This is a genomic window from Stackebrandtia soli, from assembly GCF_965137155.1.
Classification (GTDB): Bacteria; Actinomycetota; Actinomycetes; order Mycobacteriales; family Micromonosporaceae; genus Stackebrandtia; species Stackebrandtia soli.
Genome location: NZ_CBCRZX010000005.1, coordinates 27,924 through 43,598, shown reverse-complemented (window position 1 = coordinate 43,598; position 15,675 = coordinate 27,924). Strand labels below are relative to the sequence as shown.

The 15,675-nt window shown below is 68.0% G+C and carries 14 protein-coding genes; 11 read left to right on the top strand and 3 right to left on the bottom strand.

Features of this window, described 5'->3' with window-relative positions:
* Positions 1–43 precede the first annotated feature (43 nt).
* The 5 genes from ACM9NP_RS04775 to ACM9NP_RS04755 all read left to right on the top strand — a co-directional run bounded on the left by ACM9NP_RS04775 (position 44) and on the right by ACM9NP_RS04755 (position 5,152).
* A complete protein-coding gene (locus ACM9NP_RS04775; RefSeq protein ID WP_415645349.1) occupies positions 44–1,492 on the top strand; it encodes a serine hydrolase domain-containing protein in 1,449 nt (482 codons plus the stop codon).
* The gene (locus ACM9NP_RS04770) at positions 1,489–2,463 is read left to right on the top strand and encodes a sensor histidine kinase (RefSeq protein ID WP_415645348.1); all 975 of its coding nucleotides are present in this window, start codon (positions 1,489–1,491) and stop codon (positions 2,461–2,463) included. The genes ACM9NP_RS04775 and ACM9NP_RS04770 overlap by 4 nt, the downstream gene beginning before the upstream one ends.
* Positions 2,460–3,107 (top strand): response regulator, encoded by a 648-nt coding sequence (locus ACM9NP_RS04765; RefSeq protein WP_415645347.1) that lies wholly within the window; start codon positions 2,460–2,462, stop codon positions 3,105–3,107. Before ACM9NP_RS04770 ends, ACM9NP_RS04765 begins: the two co-directional genes overlap by 4 nt.
* A gap of 153 nt (positions 3,108–3,260) precedes the next feature.
* Complete coding sequence (gene dgt, locus ACM9NP_RS04760) at positions 3,261–4,580, top strand: dGTP triphosphohydrolase (protein WP_415645346.1); 1,320 nt, start codon at positions 3,261–3,263, stop codon at positions 4,578–4,580.
* A gap of 83 nt (positions 4,581–4,663) precedes the next feature.
* Positions 4,664–5,152: a MarR family transcriptional regulator gene (locus ACM9NP_RS04755; protein WP_415645345.1), complete on the top strand. Its 489-nt coding sequence runs from the start codon at positions 4,664–4,666 to the stop codon at positions 5,150–5,152.
* A gap of 144 nt (positions 5,153–5,296) precedes the next feature.
* Here the strand turns inward: ACM9NP_RS04755 and ACM9NP_RS04750 are convergent, their stop codons facing one another.
* Positions 5,297–8,278 carry a hypothetical protein gene (locus ACM9NP_RS04750; RefSeq protein ID WP_415645344.1) on the bottom strand — a complete coding sequence of 994 codons (2,982 nt, stop codon included), beginning with the start codon at positions 8,276–8,278 and terminating at the stop codon, positions 5,297–5,299.
* 333 nt (positions 8,279–8,611) lie between these two features.
* Here ACM9NP_RS04750 and ACM9NP_RS04745 point away from each other — a divergent pair, with 333 nt between their 5' ends.
* The gene (locus ACM9NP_RS04745; protein ID WP_415645343.1) at positions 8,612–9,517 is read left to right on the top strand and encodes a hypothetical protein; all 906 of its coding nucleotides are present in this window, start codon (positions 8,612–8,614) and stop codon (positions 9,515–9,517) included.
* 329 nt (positions 9,518–9,846) lie between these two features.
* On the opposite strand, the gene ACM9NP_RS04740 is transcribed toward ACM9NP_RS04745, so the two are convergent.
* Positions 9,847–10,449, bottom strand: coding sequence for an NADPH-dependent FMN reductase (locus tag ACM9NP_RS04740; RefSeq protein WP_415645342.1), 603 nt, complete (start codon positions 10,447–10,449; stop codon positions 9,847–9,849).
* Between the two features lie 75 nt (positions 10,450–10,524).
* On the opposite strand from ACM9NP_RS04740, the gene ACM9NP_RS04735 reads away from it, so the two are divergent.
* On the top strand, positions 10,525–10,983 hold the full coding sequence (locus tag ACM9NP_RS04735) for a MarR family winged helix-turn-helix transcriptional regulator (protein ID WP_415645341.1): 459 nt from the start codon (positions 10,525–10,527) through the stop codon (positions 10,981–10,983).
* A gap of 25 nt (positions 10,984–11,008) precedes the next feature.
* Here ACM9NP_RS04735 and ACM9NP_RS04730 read toward each other — a convergent pair whose 3' ends face one another.
* Positions 11,009–11,593: a dihydrofolate reductase family protein gene (locus ACM9NP_RS04730; RefSeq protein WP_415645340.1), complete on the bottom strand. Its 585-nt coding sequence runs from the start codon at positions 11,591–11,593 to the stop codon at positions 11,009–11,011.
* A 401-nt stretch (positions 11,594–11,994) separates the two neighbouring features.
* Between ACM9NP_RS04730 and ACM9NP_RS04725 the strand changes: the two genes are divergently transcribed.
* From ACM9NP_RS04725 to ACM9NP_RS04710, 4 genes are all read left to right on the top strand, one after another.
* Positions 11,995–12,378, top strand: a complete 384-nt coding sequence (locus tag ACM9NP_RS04725) for a DnaJ family domain-containing protein (protein WP_415645339.1) — start codon at positions 11,995–11,997, stop codon at positions 12,376–12,378.
* A 72-nt stretch (positions 12,379–12,450) separates the two neighbouring features.
* Entirely contained in the window at positions 12,451–13,665 is a 1,215-nt protein-coding gene (locus ACM9NP_RS04720) for a hypothetical protein (RefSeq protein WP_415645338.1), read from the top strand.
* A 55-nt stretch (positions 13,666–13,720) separates the two neighbouring features.
* Entirely contained in the window at positions 13,721–14,290 is a 570-nt protein-coding gene (locus ACM9NP_RS04715) for a hypothetical protein (RefSeq protein WP_415645337.1), read from the top strand.
* 104 nt (positions 14,291–14,394) lie between these two features.
* Positions 14,395–15,621: a DUF1173 family protein gene (locus ACM9NP_RS04710; RefSeq protein ID WP_415645336.1), complete on the top strand. Its 1,227-nt coding sequence runs from the start codon at positions 14,395–14,397 to the stop codon at positions 15,619–15,621.
* Positions 15,622–15,675 lie beyond the last annotated feature (54 nt).

The window sequence follows — 15,675 nt, the reverse complement described above, 5'->3', positions numbered from 1 at the left end:
CGCCCCATGCGCTCTTGACCTTTGGCGCCATAGGTTTCACCGCGTGAACAGCACATGGAGAACCATTCTCGCGGCGGGCGCCGTCGGCTTCATCGCCGCGTTGTCGTCCGTGGCGCCCGCGAGCGCCAACCCCGACGCGCCCCCGACCCCCGACGAGATCGACGCCTACGTTCAGGACGCCGTGGACGCGTCCGGCCTCCCCGGTGTGTCGATCGTCGTCACCTATGAGGACACGATCGTCCGAGCGGCGGGATACGGGCACGATTCCAACGGCGACGCCGTCACCGCGGACACCCCGATGCGGACCGCCTCACTGTCGAAGGCGTTCACCGCGACCGCCGTCATGCGGCTGGTCGACGAGGGCGCGATCGCGCTCGACGAACCCGTCACCGACCAGCTCCCCGAATTTCGCATGGCGGACAAGCGATACCGCGACATCACGGTCCGGCACCTGCTCAACCAGACCTCCGGTCTGACCGAGAACCCCGACAGTGTCGACATCGTCGATCTTGAGGACGCGACCTCCCTGGCCGAGATGGTGGAACGCCTGGGTGACGACCGCCTGAGCACCGATCCCGGCTCGGACTGGGCGTACTGCAACGTCAACTACGACCTCGCCGCCCGCCTGGTCGAGGTCGTCACTGGACTGTCCTTTGATGAATACATGGAGCGGTATCTGTTCGGGCCGCTCGGAATGAACGGCAGTGCCAACTCCGACGAGGACGTTCCCGTCGCCGACGGCCACAACTCCGTGTTCGGGGTCTGGGTGTCTCGCGCGGAGCGCGCCGTCTCGCTCAACTCCACCGGATCGGGCAGCGTCATCACGACGGCCAACGACCTCGGACGTTGGCTCATCAGCCAGGGCGGCCACGACGACCCCCTCATCAGCGACGAGAGCCGCAGCACCATGCAGTCGTCGTCCGACGTCCACAAGTACGGCATGGGCTGGGGCGTCTACGACACCGACCACGGACGCGAACTCGTCCACTCCGGAAACCTGTACACCTACAACGCCGTCGCGATCCTCCTCCCCGACACGGGTTACGGCATCGCCGTCATGTCCAACGGGGCGCCCATCGTCGACGACACCTACGCCATCGGGATGGCGCTGGCCGAGCTCACCCGGGGCGAGACCCCGGAACCACTGAGCTCCGACCGTCTCCTCTACGACCTGATCCTGGCCGCACTCGCCGTCGGCGCGCTCATCCTGGGCGTGCTCGGCGCCGTCCGCTCCCGAAGGTGGGCGACACGGCGCGCCGGACTCGCGTGGTGGCGGGTCGGGCTTCGGTTCCTGCCCTCGATCGGGGCGCTCGCGTTCTTCGCCGCCTTCCCGGATCTCATCTCGCTGTTGATCCGCCGGACCGCGTTGTGGGATCACATGACGTACTTCGCGGCTTCCCTGACGTACATGGTGGCGGCCTGGGCGCTCGCGGGCGCGCTCGTCCTGTCCGCCCGGTCCTGGGCATTGTGGACTGGTCGGGCCACGGGATGAAGTCGGCGGCGACCCTCCTGGCGCTGGCGGTCCTGGCGCTGCTCAACGGTGTCGACACCGACCACGGCGTCAGCGTCTGGCGGGTCGCCGCCTATCCGCTGCTCGCCGTAATCGCGTATCTGCACGGCCGCCACCTCGTGACGTGCCATGGTGGACGGTTGTTCGCGGCGGTCGCGATCGTCGGTGCCGTCGCGACGGCACCGATCGATCCATGGGAGTCCGTGAGCGCCTTGATATCCCTGTGCCTGTCAGGTGTCCTGCCGTGGCTGGCTGGCGGGTTCCGGCGTCAACAGGCTCTTCTGGTCGAGGCGGGCCGACGCGACGTCGAGCGGCTGATCGGCGAGCGCGCGCAGGTCGCCGAGCGCGCTCGCGCCGCCGAACGCGCCCGCATCGCCACCGACATGCACGATTCGATCGGTCATGGACTGGCGTTGATCGCGGTCCGCGCCGGAGCCTTGGAGGTGGCGAAGGGACTCAGTGACGAACACCGTGAGGACGTCGCCGAGCTGCGGCGTTGCGCCGTCGACGCGACCGACCGGCTCCGTCAGGCGATCAGTGTCCTGCGCGATCCCGGGAACGCCGCGCCGCTTACTCCGGCCCACGAACCGTTGGCCGAGATCGTCCACCGAGTACGGGACGCCGGTATGGAGGTGCGCCTGGCCGACGAGGCGGGACCGGTGACACCCCTCGTCGAACACGCCCTGCGTCGCGTCGTTCAGGAGGCGTTGACGAACGCCGCTCGCTACGCGCCAGGCGCGCCCGTCACCGTAAGTCTCGTCCGTAGTGGAGGGTCCGTGGAGCTGACGATCGTCAACGGCCCGGCCACCGGTAGCCCGTCCTCGCCGGGAACGCGCAGCGGGATCATCGCTCTGAGGGAACGGCTGCGAGTACTGGGCGGGGAGTTCGAAGCGGGGCCGACGGGCGACGGGTTCCGGGTCGCGGCGCGGATTCCGGAGGAGGGATGCGGATGATCCGGGTGTCGCTCGCCGACGACGAGGTGATGATCCGTGCCGGGATCGCCGCCATTCTGACGTCCGGGGCCGGTATCGAGGTGGTGTCGGAGACTTCCGATGGGGCGGAGGCGATCGAGGCCGCGAAGTCGTGTCGTCCCGATGTGGCGGTGCTCGACATCCGCATGCCCGTCGTGGACGGCCTCACCGCTGCCGAGGAGATCCGTCGCGCCGTGCCAGGGACGAGGATCGTCATGCTCACCACCTTCGACGAGGATGACTATGTGGACCGGGCATTGCGGATCGGCGTATCCGGGTTCCTGTTGAAGGCATCCGATCCCCGAGAACTGCTGATCGGAGTTCGCGCGGTCGTCGACGGCGCCGCCTACCTGTCCCCGCGCATCGCGCAGCGGATCATCGCGGGGCTGCCGGACCGGCGTGCCCGACGCGTCTCCGCCGAGCGGGCCGTCTCGACCCTCAGCCGACGCGAGACCGAAGTGTTGACGCTGCTCGCCCATGGACTGTCCAACAGTGACATCGCGCGGCGATTGCATCTCGCCGAGGGCACCGTGAAGGCCCATGTCAGCGCGATCCTGCTGCGGCTGTCCGCGCGAAACCGAGTTCAGGCCGCCATCTTCGCCTATCAGGCGGGGTTGATCGACTGATCGCCGACGGCACATTGGTCGAACCGTGACGATCGTTCGCGGTCGACCGACCGTTCGTTCTGCCGGGGCGGAAGGCGACTCGCGTCGTGACGCGGCGGTCTCGGTGTGTCCGAAGAGGGGGTGGCGGTGCGTCGCGCGCGTAGCATGACGCGCATGCGCCCCGCCGAGTACAGCCGCCACGACCGAGAACAGCACGCCCTCGGATACGCCACTGAGGATGAACGATCGGGTTTCGAGCACGACGTCGACCGAATCCTGTACTCGACGCAGTGGCGAGCGCTAGCGGGCAAGAGCCAGGTCGTGGCGAGCGCCGAGCTCGGTATCTACCACACTCGACTGACGCACTCGGTCAAGGTCGCCCAGTTGGGTCGTCGAATGGCCGAACGCTTCGTCCGGGAGTACGGCGGTCCGAGCCCCGCGCTCGTCGAGGCCGCGTGCCTGGCCCACGACATCGGGCATCCGCCGTTCGGGCACACGGGGGAGCGGGCTCTGCGCAAGGCGATGGACGTGATCCGAGGCGGACCGGACCCTGTGGACAGTTTCGAGGGCAATGCCCAGAACCTGCGGGTGTTGACCTATCTCGCCGCGCACAAGACGGCGAAACTGCGCGGCCTGCACCTGACCCGTGCGTGCCTGGACGCGTCGACCAAGTACCCGTGGCAGCGTGGCCCCGCCGACGGTGATCCCGAGCGGCACACGAAGTGGGGGGTCTACGCGGCGGACCGCGCGGCCTTCGACTGGGTACGGGACGGTCGCACGGGCGACGTCCGGCCCGTCGAGGAGGAGGTCATGGACTGGGCCGACGACATCACCTACGTCTGCCACGACACCGAGGACTTCTACCGGACCGGCCTGATTCCGTTGGCGGCGTTGTTCCCGCCGCCGGGTGGGGCCGGAGCCGAGTCCGAACGCGAACTGGGTCGGTTCCTGGATTATGTGGAGGCGAAGCGTTCCCGACTCGGTCGACCGTTCGATCGCGGTGCCGCGGCCGAACTGCTCGCCGAGTTCGGCCGCTGGTGGATCGTCCCCGCCCCCTTCGGCGGTAGGCACGCCGACGGCGTCGAGGTGAACACGAGGACCGCGAAGCTGATCGACTACCTGACCGGCGGCATCAGCCTTGACGTCGGAGGCAAGGACGCCATTCGTTACGGCGCGCGGCTGGTCGTCCCGGAGGAGCATCGCCAGTTGTGCGAACTGTTGAAGGAACTGCTGTGGTGCTATGTCATCGAACGGCCCGCTTTGGCGACGCAACGACACGGCAAGGAGCGGATCGTCTCCGACCTCCTGGTGTGGACGTACGAATCGGTCGACCTGCTGCCGCCGGACCGCGCGGAGGAACTGGACGACCACGGTGACGCGCTGCGGGCGGCCGCCGATCACGTCTCGTCGCTGACCGAGGCGCAGGCGATCGCCTTGCACCGTCGACTCTCGGGTGCGAGCCTCGGCTCCGTCAACGACAACGTGTGGATCTGAACCGACGGTTCCCGGCGTGTCAGGTGGCGGCCACGGCCGTGTGTCGCGGTGGGCATCCGGTGTCGCGAGCTAGGGTCGCGCTCATGGACCCGTCGACGAAGACCATCACCGATCAGGCCCCGGCCGACCCCGCAGTCGCCGACGACGCGTTGGCGAGCCAACCGGTCGGCTACTGGAGCGGTCTCGCGCATTCAGTCGTCACCGCGTACCTGCGCGACGCGATGGCGAGGATCGACGTGACCCAGCCGCAGTACTGGGTGCTCAACCGTGTCAACGCCGGAGACGTCCCGCCGACGCGCCACGAGGTCGTCGCCCAGTTGACGCCGCTGGCGGACGGTCCGCACGAGATCTCCCGGGTCGTCGACCAGCTGCTCCATCGGGGATGGTTGACGGTGGACGCGGAGGAGCGCCTGCGTCTCTCCGACTCGGGTCAGGCCGCCAGGGCACGATTGCGCGCGCTGGCGACGGACCTGCGCGCGACCGTCCACGCCGGTATCAGCGACGTCGAGTACGTGGCGGCGCTCAAGGTCCTGCGTCGGATGGTCGCCAACGTCGAGGCCGACAGGTCCTGAACCGATCGTCGACCCGACGGGCGCTGAGGGCCGCGAAGTCGTGTCGAAGCGGCCTCGGCTGTCATAGCCCGTCCCGGTGTCCCGGTTCGACTGGTGCGCCGACGTTCTCTGCGTCGTCGTCGCTTCCCGGCCCGACGGGTCGGGTCAGCAGTCTTGGCCGAGGACCGTCGGGTCCCCGTCGGGCCAGACGAGCCGGATTGGTTGGGGCACGGCCTCCCCGTCGACGCGTTGGATCACCATCGTCTTGTTGATGACGTCGCCGTTGCGGTCGAATTCGACGAGGCCGCTCAACGTTCCGGTCGGTGCGCTGCATCCGTTGAGGTTCAACAGGGCGTTGTTGACCGAGCCGGTCGTCAGGTCCCTGGGATCGGCCTCGTGGATGGCGGTGATCATCGACATCGTGGCGTCGAAGCTCATGATCGCCTGACCGTCCACGAGGGATTCGGGCTCCTCGTCGAAGTACGTGATGTAATCCTTGACGAACTCGCGCATGTTGGCGTCGAAACGCTCGCGGTGACCTTCGTCCAACCCGTCGTTGGGGACCGTCTGCTTCCATTGGTTCGGGTGCGCGAGGTTCGGGAACTCGACCGAGATCGAGGCGTCCCCCATGAGCCGGAACAGTTCCAGGTCGCGTTCGCCATCGGCCTCGGTCGGGAAATGCGACGCGTCCGAGCCTGTCACGATGCGGACCGGAAAGTCGAGGCACGTCCGATCGCCCAGTTTAGTGATGAAATCGGGCAGGTCACCTCGGGCACGTCCGGCGAAGAACACCACATCGGGTCGCTCCGCGCACACGTCGCTGACGATCGCGCGCAGGTTCGTGACCACTCCCGGATTGGCCGAGTTGTACGTCTTCTCGCGGCTGATGTTCCCACCGTTCCCTTGGAAGTGTGTGCGGAAGGCCGCGGCCAGCGACGAGGAGTAGTCGTCGTCGGGGTTGGCGTCGGCGACGAGCATCGCGGTCGAGACCGTCGGGTCGGCCATCAGATAGGCGGAGTGGACCTTCACCTCGTCCGAATTGCTGGGCGCCACGCGAAACGCGTAGTCCATGTCGTCGACGAAGTTGTCGGCGGTCGTTACGGCGGTGACCATGGGAATGTGGTTCTCCGACAGCCGTCGCATGAACGACTTGGTCGTCGCGTAACTCGACCCGAGGCCCACGACGCCCGCGAGCCGATCGACCCCGGAGTCCTTCCTCTCGATCAGTCGCCGCGCCACCACCTCCCATGACGACGCGCCCGAACCGAGGTTGACGATGTCGAGCTTGACGAGTTTTGTCGGCCGGTTGACGGTCGAGTGGTTCGCGGCGAGCTGCGCCAGGTAGGCCCCCTCCAGCTGGTGGATCGTCCAGTTCGCGTTGTCGGTGTTCGGATTGGCGTCGAACCGGGTCATCGGCGCCGCGAACGCGATCGTGACGTGATCCCCAGCCGCGGCGACGCGGTCGTTCTCCTTTTTGATGAGCGCGAAGATCGTCCTGAATCGAGGATCGTAGACGTAGGCCCCGTCGGTGACGCCGACACACTCGTCGTACTCGCCCGCTTTGAACACGTCCGGCTCCCCGGCGCAGCTGTCGTCGTTGACGATCGCGTAGACCGGAATGGACGCGATCAGCAGAGCAAGCGCTGTGGCGATGGTCCATCGACGGGGTGCGGATTGCCGACGATATGACGACCACAGGCGCCGCGCCGGCGTGCTCGACGGGGCCAGCCGTCTCCCGTCGGCGCCGATCGTCGGGTCCTCCGGGGTCGGACGCTTCTCTTGCGGTCGTGACATCAGCGCGGCGTCGCCCGGGTCTATGAAGCGGGACGAGGGCGCCTCGTCGCCGTCCTCGGAGGCGAAGCCGGACTCAAGCCAGTCGACCCGGGCGGTGGAGTCCGCCACGAAGGACTCGGCGGGGGCACCGTAGGCGACGCCGGTCTCCAGCAGCCGTTCGTGCAGGGCGACGATCTCGGCGATGCCACCGCCGCTCACGAGGCGAATCCAGTGGATCAACGTCGCCGGATACCGATCGATGCCGTCGTTCACCGGCTGCAACCGCTCGATGTCGTTTCTGGACGGTTCCGGGTAGCGCAGTACGTGGAACCACGATCGCGTGGCGGAACCGTTGGCGGCCAGGGACGTCACGGCCTTCGGCACGACGTCCACCGGGTCGGTGCCGAAATCGGGGGCGTCCCCGGCGGCCGTTTCGGCAGGTCCGCCGCGATGGAGATTCGCGACGACGGCGATCGGTGCCCACGCCGGTTCTCCGGGATCATGGTGAGCGGCGAGGAGCTCCGCGAGATGCCGAAGCAGACGACCTCGGGCGTGGGCCGCGAGCTCCGTCGCGGTCGCGGCGGGCACCGGGTCGTCCAATCGGACGTCGTCGATGAGGATCAGGGGTGCCGGAATCCGCCGCCGGTCGAGTCGTCGACGACGCCTCGCGCCGAACTCCGCGACATCGAGGAGGAAAGCCTCGCAGAAGGCCTTCTCCCGGGTTCGCCCGTCGGCGTCGAGGAACGCGCGCAGCTTCTCCTTGGGAGTGCCTCCCGGAATCGTCGTCATCGCGGACAATCGTTGGGCGACACGCGATCGGACGCGTGCGCTCGCGCGGTAACGATCGATGATCCCGTGCATGATCGCCGGATCGACGTCCACACCCGCAGCCTGCGCCACCAATGCCAGTAGATCGACCGGTGTGGCGAAACGATCATGTGACGAGGTCGCGCGATTCCGGTTCGCGCCGCGAATGATCTGGTCGAGGTCGGCGGAGGTCAGGACGGCGCCATGATGGTCGATCGACACGGACAGAAAGAACAGGAATGTGTCGAGTTGAGTGAGCCCGTAGCGCCTGGCGTCGGGATGCAGCGCCAACCAGCCGGCGATCCGGGCCAGATGGAACGTGGTGCCCGACGGTTGTGGCAGCGACTCGTCGTCGGGCACGGGGTGCGTCGTCGTCAACATGGCCGTCGGTATCGCCGCGAAGGTTTCCCGGACCTCGGAGAGGGCGCGGCTGCGTCCGCAACCGGGCGGCCCGTCGATGATGAGAAAGGGGCGGTCCCGGGGCGACCGTTCGACGAGCGCGGGGACGATGACTCGGGCGAGCGTGGTCTGCGCGGACAGAGGCGAACGTTGCGGTGTGCGCGGCATCTGTGGACATTCCGGATCGATGGGGGTGCGAACTTTTACGCGTCACTATCGCCAGATTATCGTTGTGGCGCAAGTGCTCTCGTCGAAGCCGACCCGATCGGGCGACACTGATCGGGGCTGCCGAGAGCCGGGGTGGTCGGTACGTTCGCTCGTGGACTCGGCGCTCGACGAGGCGGCGGTCACGTGTCAGCCACCGGACTGCCGGTGCCATGCCGCCATCAGCATTTCCACCGGACCACGGAGGTGCCCACGTTCCGGTTCGCTTCCGCTCGATCGGTGAGGCGTTCGGCCGTCCAACACGGCCCGGCAGAAGGCGGCGATAGGGTCGACATCATGACCGCCAACATGCTCGAACGTGCGACGACCTTCGTGTACACCCACGCGCGGCTGCTCGAACGCCGTGTCGCCGAGCTCGAATTTGGACGTAAATCGGGAGCCAGGGCCGCCCTGGCCGCCCTGGAAGCTCTCGAGGCGTATCGCAACGCGGACGGCGCTCTGGGGCAGGCACTCGAACCCGATGTTCGCGCGCCCGAGAGCCAACCACTGGCCATCGACTTCGGTCTGGCGGTTGCCGAGCGCCTTCAACGACACGCGGACGACGCCGCCGTCTCCGGCCGGATTGCTCGGTTCACCGCCGGCTTCGTTCCCTTCCTGGCCTCCGTCACCAGCGAGGAAGGCGGCGTTCCGATCGTCACGCCCGCGGCAGCGGACCACCCGCGCGCCGCGCATTGGGGTGACTGCCGTTTCCCGGCCGGGCTCAACCCGACCGCCAACATCGTCGTTCGGCTACGTGCCCTCGGTGTACACGGTGACTGGCTCGATCGCGCGGAGGCGTTCTGCGTCAAAGAGATCGACCGACTGGTATCCACTGGAGACTTCGATGGGCATGCGCTGGAGAATCTGCTGAGGTTCCTCGGCGCCGCCCGCGACCGAAAGTGGGCGGACGCCCACCGTGCCACGATCGCGGCCCGGATTCAGGATCTGCGGTTCTTCAACCTGTACCCGTCCGCCGACTACGGAGTGTCCCCACTCGACATCGCGCCCGATCCGGACGACCCGACGCGGGAGCTCTTCCCCTCCGACGCGATAGCCGCGCATCTCGACGCGCTCGCCGCCGGTCAGTCCGATGACGGAGGTTGGCGACTGACCTGGGAACCACCCGCGGGCGCCGCCACAGCGGAATGGCGGGGGGTCGTGACCGTCAACGCCATTAGCGTGCTGCGGCGCAACGGTCGCTGAGCGACGCGTTGCCACCTCGTTGTGGAGCGATCGGACGATTCGCACGGCCCCGTCGAAGGCCGATCGAGCGCGTTCGGTCATGGGCCGATTCACGTGTCGCTTCGCACCGTCCAATCGTCGGGAGCGTTCCCGATTGAGGGTGATCGATCGCGGCGGGGGCCCGCCTCGGCCACTCTGAGCCTCGATGGCCATTGCGCCGCAACGGTTCCTGGTGGGGGCGGTCGGCGGCGACCCGGCATTGGAACCGACGCCCCGGTGATCCTCGACGTTGGAGTGATCGACGATCCGCCGCGCGCTGTGGCTCGTCGATGGGTCGCGCGAGCCCAGGTTCACGTCGTCACCTTCTGGCGAAGCTTGTGGTAGTGGGCGTTCGCCTCGGTCTCCTGGACGAAGGTCGACACCAACGCGGCCAGGCGATCGCGGTTGGACTCGTCGGCGAGCGACCCGTCGGGGGCGAAGGCCGAGTCCGCTTTGGGGAGGGTGTACATGCCGGAGCTGAGCCGTGCCCCCAGGCCCTCCAACGGTGTTCGGAGCGCCGCCAGGCAGCGATATCCGCCCAGCGCCCCGGGCGAAGCGGAGACCAGGAGTCCATTGCGGCCGGTGAACGGCCAGGGTTTGATGCGGGACACCCAGTCGATGGCGTTCTTCAGGATCGCGGGCATCGAGAAGTTGTACTCGGGTGACGCGATGACGAAACCGTCGGTCTCTCGCAGTAGGTCGCCGAGACGGTGCGCCGCCTCGGGGATCCCCTCACGTTCCTGAACGTCCACTTCGTATAGTGGCAGCGGGAAGTCTCGCAGATTCGCCGTCACGGTCCCGACGTTGTGACCGGCGAGTCGGTCGGCGACGACCTGGGCGAGTCGAGTGTTGAGGGAGCCGGAGCGCGTCGACGCGGACAGGACGAGGAAGCGCAGTTCAAGGGGTGATGTCATGGGAAGCCTCACGTGGTTGATGTGTCAACTATCTGCAGGGTACATGACGTGTCAACAAGCTGCTAACGTCACCTCATGAATGACGCACCGCGCTGGCTGGACGACGACGAAATGCGGGCCTGGCTCGGGTACCGGCGAATGCGCCAGCTCCTCGACGCGCGCATTGACAAGGATCTCGCCGATGAGGCGAGGCTCTCGGGCCGCGATTACGACGTCATGTCGCAGCTCGGCGACGATCCTGACAGTCGGGTGCGCGTCGGCGATCTCAGCGCCGCGTTGCGCTGGTCCCGCAGCCGACTTTCGCACCATCTGACCAGAATGGAGACTCGTGGTCTCGTTCGTAGGGAAGACGATCCGGAGGACGGCCGGGGAGCCTGGATCGCACTCACCGACGCGGGACGGGCGTCGCTCGTGGCCGCCGCGCCCGGGCACGTGGCCTCGGTGCGGCGTCACCTGATCGATCTGTTGACGCCCGAGCAGGTCCGTGTGCTCGGCGACATCGCCGAGGTGGTGCTTCCGCCGCTCACCCGGTGAGTCGGCGGAAGCCGCCGCGACCCGTTCAGCGCTTGGCGTACTTCAGAATGACGACACCGGACTCGTAACGAACAAGATCCACAAGGGTGAACGCCTGCGGCGAGAATGGACCGTCGAACATGGGAGCCCCGCTACCGAGCGCCGAGGGGTGCAACTTCACGATCAACTCGTCGATCTCGTCCCGCAGCGAGTACGCGAGGGTCCCGCCGCCGACGAGCCAGATGCCCAGGCCGTCCTCCGCCTTGAGCTCGCGGATCTTCGCGGCCGGGTCCGTGCCGACGACCTCAACGGTCGCGTCCGGCGAGGTCAAGGTCGTGGAGAACACGATGTGACGTAGATGCGTGTACGCGTTCGTGATGCCGGCCTTCAGCCCGCCCTCATAGGACACGCGACCCTCGACCACCGTGTCGAAGGCGCGGTTGGGACCCGCGACTCCGAACATCTCCTGCGCGACGGTCGGCAACAGATCGGGATAGTCGGCGAACATTCCCGGGAAGTGGTCGCCCTCCATGAGAAAGAACCCCGCCGAGTGGCCGGTCGGGTCATCACGTTCGGGAGTGGCGATGAAACCGTCGATCGTCGACGCGACGAAGTATGTGAGCTTGCGCATAACGTCCCTTCCATACGCGCGTGAGCTGGTGCTCAGGCGTCGCGGCGACGCTACGACATGCCGGGACGGCAGGCGTACGGGCGGCCCTTGATCGTCGCGTGACCCACTCCCGTGCATCGCGTCCAGATCGAGAGGAGCATCCATAAGGGAGCCAAGGGCGCCAGTCGCCCCTCGCTCGAGGTGGCCCGATGCAGGACGACCGGGAGATGGGACGTGCCAAGTGTGTGTTCGGTGTCCGCGTCGCCGCGCGTCCAACGAAGCGCTCTTGCGTCAGGCGGAGCGGTGCCGATGAGCCCGATGAGCGGGCATGGTGTCTTTTGGCCGCTGCTGGGCGCACCACCGGAATCGTGAATACGTCAACTAGGCTCGTAAGCCCCGCCACCGAACGGATGGTGAATCAGATGCATCACTGGGAGTCGGCCATCGATCGACAGATCCGCGAGGCCGCCGAACGCGGAGCCTTCGACAATCTGCCGGGCGCCGGTAAACCGCTTCGCGACGCCGGTCAGCCGCTCGCCGAGGACTGGTGGTTGAAGGAGTGGCTCGCGCGAGAGAAGATCACCGGCGTTCTGCCCACGACGCTCGCACTGCGCAAAGAACTCGAGGATCTCGAGACGACGCTCGACGCGCTCCGTGAGGAGGAGGCCGTTCGTCGGCATCTCGAAGGACTGAACAAGCGCCTGCGCGCCGCCCTGATCGGTCCCGTGGACGGGCCGCCCGTCCCGTTGCATACAGTGGACGAGGACCAGGCCGTCGCCGCGTGGCGCGGCCGTCGTTCCGGCTGACGTCCACCGATCCCCGGCTCGGACGACGGTCGGCCGGTCTCCGGGCGTCGGTGTGGATTCGAGGGATTGTCAATGTTGTTCATGGCGCCGTTCGCGACTGTCGCGGTGCTGGTGGCCGCCTTCGGATGGAACCGGATCACCGGCGGACTGGCGGCACTTGCCTCCCTCATCGCGGCCGGGTTCGTCGCCTCGACGTCGGGCGTCTACGGCGCCGCACCGCTGATCGTCCTGTGCGGCCTCGGCTCGCTGGCGCTCGCGGGCGCGATCGCCGACGTTCCGGAGGCCGTTCGCCGACACCGATTCGGTGACAAGACCGCCCGGGTCATCGTCGCCGCCGCGTCGCTGTGGATCGGCGTCGCCGTCACGGCCGTCGGTGCGCCGGAGAAATTCGGGCGCGCCGGTTGGGTGGTCGTCCTCGCGCAGCCGCTCCTGGCCGCCGTCCTGGTCGCGGCGGGACGCACCCGCGCCGCCCGTCGCACCGCGTTGACGCTCGTGGCGTCGGGCTTGACCGGCGGCCTGGTGTGGTCGTGCGCGACGCTGTTCGGCGACGACGGCTCCGTTCTCGGGGCGCTCACCTGGATGGGTCTGCTGTGCACGTCGTGTCTCATCGCCCCGTTCGGCGTCGACGCCGTGCACCGCTACGCCGCGCCGATCATGGCGCTGCTGCTGGTCGCCGTTCCGCCGCTGACCGTTCTCGCGTGGTCGGGCCTCTCCACGACGCCGATGATGCCGATGTGGATCGCCGTCCTGGTGGTCGCCGTCGGAACCGCCCAGTTGCTGCTCGCACCCGGTGCGGCGACGACCGCCGCCGGATGGCCGACGCTGGCGGTCGGCCTGTCCGGGCTGGGGGAGCGGGCGGCGTTCCACGAGTTGGGCGCGCTCGTCGTTCCGATGGCCGTCGTCGCCGCCGCCTTCGCGCTGTCCTGGGTCGCCGCGCGGGCGGAGTCGATCGTCGGATCGACCCGTTTCGACACCATGCCGCCGTTGCGTTCTCGGGCCCCTCGTCTTGCCGCCGTGTTGATCGTCGGGACCGCGTTGAACGTCATGTGGCTACTGTGGATCATCGTCGGCGCCGTAGTGGGCGGAGTCGCCGTCGCGCTGGTCGGGGCGCCGGTCGTCGTCCTCGCGGCGTGGCGTTCCCTGCGGGCGGTCACCGCCGGCGGCCGTGCCGTTCTGGTGGCGGGGGAGACCGCCGTCGTATCCGGTGGGATCTGGCCGACGTTGGCGCTGATCGCCTCGGTCGGGATCGTCGTGGGTGGACTGTCGGCGGGCGTCCAGGCGATCTAGACATCGACGTATGTAAAACTTGACAGATACTTTACAGATTGCGTACCGTGGCGGTATGAGATCGCCGATCGCTGTCGTGGCCACCCTCATCGCCCTGGTCGGGGCGCTCTCCGGTTGCTCCTCCGAGTCGCCCGACGCGGCGCGGAGCCCAACGGCCGACGATCACCACCACGATCACGGCGACCCCTCGGACGACGGTCCCGCCGGAGGTGAGTTCACGGTCGGATTCGGAGGGCCCGTCTCGCTGTCGGGCACGATCGATGGTGACCCGTTCGAAGCGACCTACGCGGTCACAGCCGTGCGCTCGCAGGAGGACGCGGACAGCGAGAACGGCACCCTCGTCATCGCCGAGGTCACCGTCGAGGTGTTCATGGGCTCCCACCCCGTGGGGCACGACAACACGGAGTATCTGTTCTGCCTGGTCGGTGCGGATGGGACCGAGTATCACCAGATCCCCAGCGACGTCGGCGAACAGCTCGAGGGCGTCGTCGAGATGGGGGAGACGATCACCGGCGCCGTCGTCTTCGACGTTCCCGCCGACTCCGTCGAGGACGGTCGAGTTCGCCTGTCCGCGACCGCGAACGGCGGCGACCAGATCATCTACTGGACCAAGAGCGGCCAATAGCCCGTCCGTCGTCGAGTATCCATAGGAGATCCGCGGACGTCGTCGCGCGTCGGCTCGTGGGGCGGGGCACCGATATAGCATCGGCGCAGCGGAGGGAGAAGACGGTGACGGGTCTGGGTCGGATCGAACTCGCGGGTTCCGTTGTGGAGCTCGGCGCGCTGCGCGGCGATCCCGGACGGTACGTGGCGTTGTGTCGCCGAGCCCGCGCGGAGGTCGGCCACGGGTACTGCCAGTGCGTCGATCCGTGGCCGCGACTCGTCCTCCGCGCCCGCAACGAGCGTTTCCACGTCGCCCGATGGCCGGGCGACGCCGACCGTCATCATCCCGACTGCGTTTTCTCTCGCCCCGTCTCGGCGTTGTCCGGGCGTGGCCAGTACTCCGCCGATGCCTTGGCGGACACCGAACGCGGCGTGCTCGTTCGCCTGTCACTGGCGCTGACGGCCGTCTCGGTGTCGGCGTCACCGGCGCGTGCGGCGGTGCCCAGGACGGCGGGTTCGCGCGCTCGCGGAACGATGACGCTCCTCGGTCTTCTGCACTACCTGTGGGAATCGGCGGGGCTGAACACCTGGCGTCCGGGGCGGCCCCGCACGTGGTCCGCCTGCGCGGGACGGCTCGTCGACGAGATCGGCGACGTCGTAGTCGACGGCGATCCGCTGGCGAAGCACACTTTCGTCGTGCCGCCGTTCGATCGAACCCGACACGACGTCCACCTCGGACAGTATCGGGAGTTCGCGACTCGGCTCGGTGGCCCGCGGCATCGCCTCGGCCTGATCATCGGCGAACTCGACGGCCTGGTTCCACGCCGTTACAGCACCCAGTGGCGGATCCGGCAGCTGCGTGATCTCGTCGTCTACGCGACCGGCGAGCTGTCCGACCGAATCGGACGGTCCTATCCAGTCGCCGTCCCCCGTCTCGACGCCCCGCCGGGCGAGCGCGTCCGGGCCGTCGGGGTCTACGCCGTCACCCGCAATCCGAAGGCCCGAGGTGACCACCTGACCCTGCACGACGCGGCGCTGATGGCGTGCACCGGCGACTACGTCCCGATCGACTCCCGGCACGAGCTCACGATGGCCGCAGCCTTGACGGCGGCGGGTCGTCGCTTCCTGAAGCCCCTGCGCTTCGACGCGTCCCGCGACCTCGTTCTTCCCGATTTCGTGCTCACCGACGAGGATCCGCCCCGCGTCGTCGAGGTCTACGGCATGACGGGCAACGCGGCGTACGACGCCCGGACTCGCGCCAAGCGCGCCCACTACGCCGCGACCGGTCAGGCGCTGTTCGAGTGGGACCCGACCGTCTCGCCCGAGCTACGCGTTCCCCGACGCGGGGAATGACGTCTCTCGCCGGTGTGTCGTTCGCACCCCGGCGGGGAGGCTCGTGGCAAGCTG

What these genes read in the sequence shown, in the direction of transcription:
- ACM9NP_RS04715 (WP_415645337.1), top strand. Translation starts at nt 13,721, where the DNA reads ATGAGATCGCCGATCGCTGTCGTGGCCACCCTCATCGCCCTGGTCGGG.
- ACM9NP_RS04720 (WP_415645338.1), top strand. Translation starts at nt 12,451, where the DNA reads ATGTTGTTCATGGCGCCGTTCGCGACTGTCGCGGTGCTGGTGGCCGCC.
- ACM9NP_RS04725 (WP_415645339.1), top strand. Translation starts at nt 11,995, where the DNA reads ATGCATCACTGGGAGTCGGCCATCGATCGACAGATCCGCGAGGCCGCC.
- ACM9NP_RS04735 (WP_415645341.1), top strand. Translation starts at nt 10,525, where the DNA reads ATGAATGACGCACCGCGCTGGCTGGACGACGACGAAATGCGGGCCTGG.
- ACM9NP_RS04755 (WP_415645345.1), top strand. Translation starts at nt 4,664, where the DNA reads ATGGACCCGTCGACGAAGACCATCACCGATCAGGCCCCGGCCGACCCC.
- ACM9NP_RS04740 (WP_415645342.1), bottom strand. Translation starts at nt 10,449, where the DNA reads ATGACATCACCCCTTGAACTGCGCTTCCTCGTCCTGTCCGCGTCGACG.
- ACM9NP_RS04745 (WP_415645343.1), top strand. Translation starts at nt 8,612, where the DNA reads ATGACCGCCAACATGCTCGAACGTGCGACGACCTTCGTGTACACCCAC.
- ACM9NP_RS04750 (WP_415645344.1), bottom strand. Translation starts at nt 8,278, where the DNA reads ATGCCGCGCACACCGCAACGTTCGCCTCTGTCCGCGCAGACCACGCTC.
- dgt (WP_415645346.1), top strand. Translation starts at nt 3,261, where the DNA reads ATGCGCCCCGCCGAGTACAGCCGCCACGACCGAGAACAGCACGCCCTC.
- ACM9NP_RS04765 (WP_415645347.1), top strand. Translation starts at nt 2,460, where the DNA reads ATGATCCGGGTGTCGCTCGCCGACGACGAGGTGATGATCCGTGCCGGG.
- ACM9NP_RS04730 (WP_415645340.1), bottom strand. Translation starts at nt 11,593, where the DNA reads ATGCGCAAGCTCACATACTTCGTCGCGTCGACGATCGACGGTTTCATC.
- ACM9NP_RS04770 (WP_415645348.1), top strand. Translation starts at nt 1,489, where the DNA reads ATGAAGTCGGCGGCGACCCTCCTGGCGCTGGCGGTCCTGGCGCTGCTC.